A 4189-nucleotide genomic window follows, 5' to 3' on the forward strand; every position below is an offset into this window, starting at 1 on the left:
CCAGTCAAGGCGGCCGACGACTATGCCGCTCGGATTTCGGACATGTGCAGGAGGATCGGTGAGAACGGCGATGAAGTGATAAGGAACGGAGATTCCATCCTCACACACTGCAACGCTGGAGCGTTGGCGACAGTTGACCACGGAACCGCCCTCGCGCCCATGAGAGAGGCGCACAGGAACGGCAAGAAGATTTTCGTCTATGTCGACGAGACCCGCCCAAGATTGCAGGGAGCGAAGCTGACCGCCTGGGAGCTGTCCAACGAGGGCATAGACTATGCAATCATCGTGGACAACGCGGCGGGGCGCCTGATGCAGTCGGGAGAGGTGGACGTCGCCCTCGTTGGGGCGGACAGAATAGCGGCGAACGGAGATGTCGCGAACAAGATAGGGACGTACGAGAAGGCCCTGATCGCCAAGGACAACAACGTACCGTTCTATGTCGCAGCACCCACGAGCACGATAGACTTCTCCCTCCCGGAGGGTCAGAGCATCCCCATTGAGGAGAGGAGCGAGAGTGAGGTCCTGTACATCGGTGGGAGAAGCATAGCCCCGAAAGGATCAAAGGCAAGGAACCCGGCGTTCGACGTCACATCCAAAGATCTGATCACAGGCATAATCACAGAGAAGGGGATCCACAAACCGTATGAACTGAGGAACTTGCAGGGGTAGCCAAAGCTCGAAAACCTCTATAACGACGTTGCCGATATGGGTACAATGACGAGATGTCCCGTGTGCGACTTCGACTTGGAGGACACATCGGTCTGTCCGCGTTGCGGGACGGCCATCGCCGGACTTCTCAATCCCACCCCAGCACTTTCCGTGGAAGGCGTTGAGGGGTCGCTCGTCGACCTGCGATGCGAACGTTGCGGCGAGGGCGACCTGGTGCTAGTCACAGACGAGACGGACATACCGAGATACAGATGCCCGAAGTGCGGGTCATACAGGGGAGAGTTCCTACATACGGGGAGGGAGACATACTACTCCACGACGGAGTTGCGGGTAGGTCAGTTCATCGACACGCGACTCAAGATGACCGGTGACCTCCTCCTCCCCATGGAGGATCACATGGCGTATCTCTCCCGAAAGATATCTGAGGCCACGAACATCGACCCAGAGCAGGTCGAGAAGGCGGTCGAGTACCTCAAGGAGCGGGAGATCATCATGATAATGCACAAGGGAGACCACTTCGAGGTTGAGTTCAGATGAGGTCCTATTCGGCGGGGGTAAGATGATCCTCGTTACAACCTGGTTCGGATCCTTCCTGCTTGACGGAGACCGAGTCTCGGAGTACAAGCTGTTCCCGAAGAGCGCCCGGGACATCGCAGCGAGGATGCGGAGGGCGAACGATTCCAGAATCATTGGAGAGGAAAGGGAGCTTGTCAAGGACCTTGACGAGTTCTTCGTCGTGGAGAAGAGGCTGGAGAAGATCGGAGGGACCAACATCAGTGTTGAACCTCCCTTCATACGCCCCGAGGACTACGACTTCGGCCGTGACCTGCTCCATGAGGCCATGATTCTCGTGGCGAAGGAGAGAATGACCCGGGCCGTGGGCAGGGACGATCATGTCTCGCAGGCCGTGAACGCGCTGGACGACATGGAGAAGACCGCCAACATCCTGTACGGCAGACTGAAGGAGTGGTACGGCCTCCATTTCCCTGAGCTGGAGAAACTCGTCGACGGAGACAGCTATGTGCGCCTGATATCCGAGTTCGGGAGCAAGGACAAGATGGCAGAGATGAAGGATGTGGAGTCCATTGGGTTCGAACTCACGCCAGAAGATGAGCAGACAATCATGGAACTGGCAAGCATGATAGAGGAAGCGATATCGAGGAAGGCAACGCTCCAAGCGTACATCGAGAACGGCATGAGGTCGTTCGCTCCCAATGTGAGCGAAATCGCGGGTCCGATCATCGGTGCAAGGCTCATAGATCTGGCGGGCGGTCTCGAACGGCTCGCGAGATTGCCCAGTGGCACGGTTCAACTCCTTGGCGCGGAAAGGGCGTTATTCAGACACCTGAAGAGCAAGACCAAACCCCCGAAGCATGGCGTGCTGTTCCAGCACCCCGATGTGCACAGATCCCCGTACTGGCAGAGAGGGGCGATTGCCAGGGCTTATGCGGGGAAGATATGTATCGCGGCCAGAGCCGACCACTACTCCAAGCGGTTCATAGCTGGGGAGCTGAGGAAGGACCTGGAGAAAACGCTGAGGAGGATCAAAGAGACCCGCAAGGAAGCCCCTGTGCCAAGGAAACATCGCGGCAAGAGGAGGTAGCTCTTCCGCTCATACGCCCCGAACACAACGAATACTGACTCGAAAACAGGGCATCGACATTGCGCGGAGAGTCGCATATCGCGATCTGTCTGGCTGAGGCCCATCCAGTACAGCATTGCAGATTTCAGCACGCTATTACAAAAGAATATACCAAATACATTATAAACCCCATAGGACTTTAGAATGCACGGGGAGACCCATGACTGGTGTAGAGAAAGGATCTGATACGAGAAGAAGCGCGATTGCCCTTGCGATTCTGATGGCCTTTATGTTCTTGGCCTTTTTCGGGGCCGTGGCTCAAGTAGCTCTGGCAGGAGAGACCAGGCAAGACCTCATTCTGAGAATCGGTGCTCAGGACGACATGAAGTCGAGGAACATCCTCGCCATCGGTGATGTCTGGAGCACGAACGTGCTGGGCCCGATCTATGAGAGTGTTGGCCAGGTGGACCCGGCAACGGAAAACCCGGTTCCCTATAATCTCCTGGGGATCGATGTGGACGACGATGGCCTGTTCGAGGAGAGCGAGTATGGAGTATACACAAAGCTGACTAACCAGTCCAAGGTCACTGCCTTCTACGACCTGAATGGTGTCTACTTCCATGATGGCGTGCAGGCAACGATGCATGACGTTCTCTTCGCATATCATCTGAACGCTCTGGATCCAATCACGACATCCCTCGATGTGCTGAAGGACAAGAACAACCTGCCGGGCACCAACTACTCGACGAGCAGGTGGCTGCATGTCTGGCCTGTTGAGGCAGATTGGGTCGCCGCGATACCAAAGGGTGCGAATGAATCGCTGAGGTTCGCACTTCACTTCCACCAGCAAGCCACGTACGCGAGGTTCACGGACTGGACCCTGAACGCAGGCAGCATCCTCCCGCGCCACATATGGGAGGGTAGGGGCAGACTGTGTCTGGAGGCGACTGATGGCGTATGCAACAACTGGAGGGAGAGCATACACCCGGATTTCAAGCGCGCCTATGATGAGATAACGAACAACGGCGTACCCGCAACGGAACCTGACCATTTCAAGTTCAGCGACGCCGAATCCTGGCTTATGGAGGACGACGAGGTCATTGGAACGGGACCGTTCTCGTTCGGACAATGGACCCCCGGTGTCACGGTGAAGATAGACAAGAACTGGGACTACAAAGCGGACGTTCTCGCTTGCGTCCAGGTGGCAGGTGAGTGCAGCGGTTCATACTATAGCTACATGCATCAGCCGTACATCGACGGGATGCTGTTCAAGATATACAAGACCGCGCAGGCAGCCGTGTTCGCGCTCCAGGCGGGAGAGATAGACGTCGTGTCCTGGTCCGTTCCTCCCGAGTTCGTGATCCCCCTCATCTCGGACCCGAATGTGGAGATAACGGCAACGGCTGAGAAGGGATTCTTCTATCTCAGCTACAATATGCGAATGGCTCCGTTCGGCTATCCCGACAACGATCCCACAAAGGGCGATGTTGGGCTTTGGCTCAGAAAGGCAGTCGCCCATGTCATTGACAAGAAGAGAATCGTGACGACGCTGCTGCAGAACTTCGGTGTTCGTGGAGATCAGCCCGTGAGCCCTGGCTTCACGAAATGGTACAATGCGTCCGTTACGAAATACGATTACGATCTGGACAAGGCGAGACAGTATCTGGACGACTACTACACCATTGGAGGGCTCTGGGCGGACCCTGCCGACCCGTTGGGATATGCTGCAAACGGATACCGGAATCTCCCTTCGAAAGGTGGTGCTGACCAGATCGAGATACTGTGTCCCCAGGCGGACTACGATCCCATCCGTGCTCAGGCCTGCAACATGATAGCAGGCGACATGAAGAAGGTAGGGTTGAACGCAGAAGCGAACCTGGTGGCATTCGGGATAATCGTGGAGAAGTTGACCAACCGTGACATGCAGATGTGGGTCCT

At 56.2% G+C, this 4189-nt stretch carries 4 protein-coding genes; all 4 read left to right on the forward strand.

Translation table 11 applies throughout. The features are described from left to right. The coding region (gene mtnA, locus LN415_09515; GenBank protein ID MCJ2557322.1) for an S-methyl-5-thioribose-1-phosphate isomerase at window positions 1-669 on the forward strand (669 nt) is incomplete at its 5' end. A 45-nt stretch (window positions 670-714) separates the two neighbouring features. Then, the gene (locus tag LN415_09520; GenBank protein MCJ2557323.1) at window positions 715-1206 is read left to right on the forward strand and encodes a hypothetical protein; all 492 of its coding nucleotides are present in this window, start codon (window positions 715-717) and stop codon (window positions 1204-1206) included. Between the two features lie 22 nt (window positions 1207-1228). After that, on the forward strand, window positions 1229-2272 hold the full coding sequence (locus LN415_09525; GenBank protein ID MCJ2557324.1) for a ribosomal biogenesis protein: 1044 nt from the start codon (window positions 1229-1231) through the stop codon (window positions 2270-2272). Between the two features lie 199 nt (window positions 2273-2471). Beyond that, window positions 2472-4189, forward strand: a 1718-nt coding sequence (locus tag LN415_09530) for an ABC transporter substrate-binding protein (protein ID MCJ2557325.1), incomplete at its 3' end; no start/stop codon positions are given.

The organism is Candidatus Thermoplasmatota archaeon (assembly GCA_022848865.1).
In the GTDB taxonomy this organism is placed as follows: domain Archaea; phylum Thermoplasmatota; class Thermoplasmata; order RBG-16-68-12; family JAGMCJ01; genus JAGMCJ01.

Bases quoted from the DNA above. Each gene is read 5' to 3' on its own strand.
- LN415_09520 (MCJ2557323.1), top strand. From the start codon at position 715: ATGACGAGATGTCCCGTGTGCGACTTCGACTTGGAGGACACATCGGTC.
- LN415_09525 (MCJ2557324.1), top strand. From the start codon at position 1,229: ATGATCCTCGTTACAACCTGGTTCGGATCCTTCCTGCTTGACGGAGAC.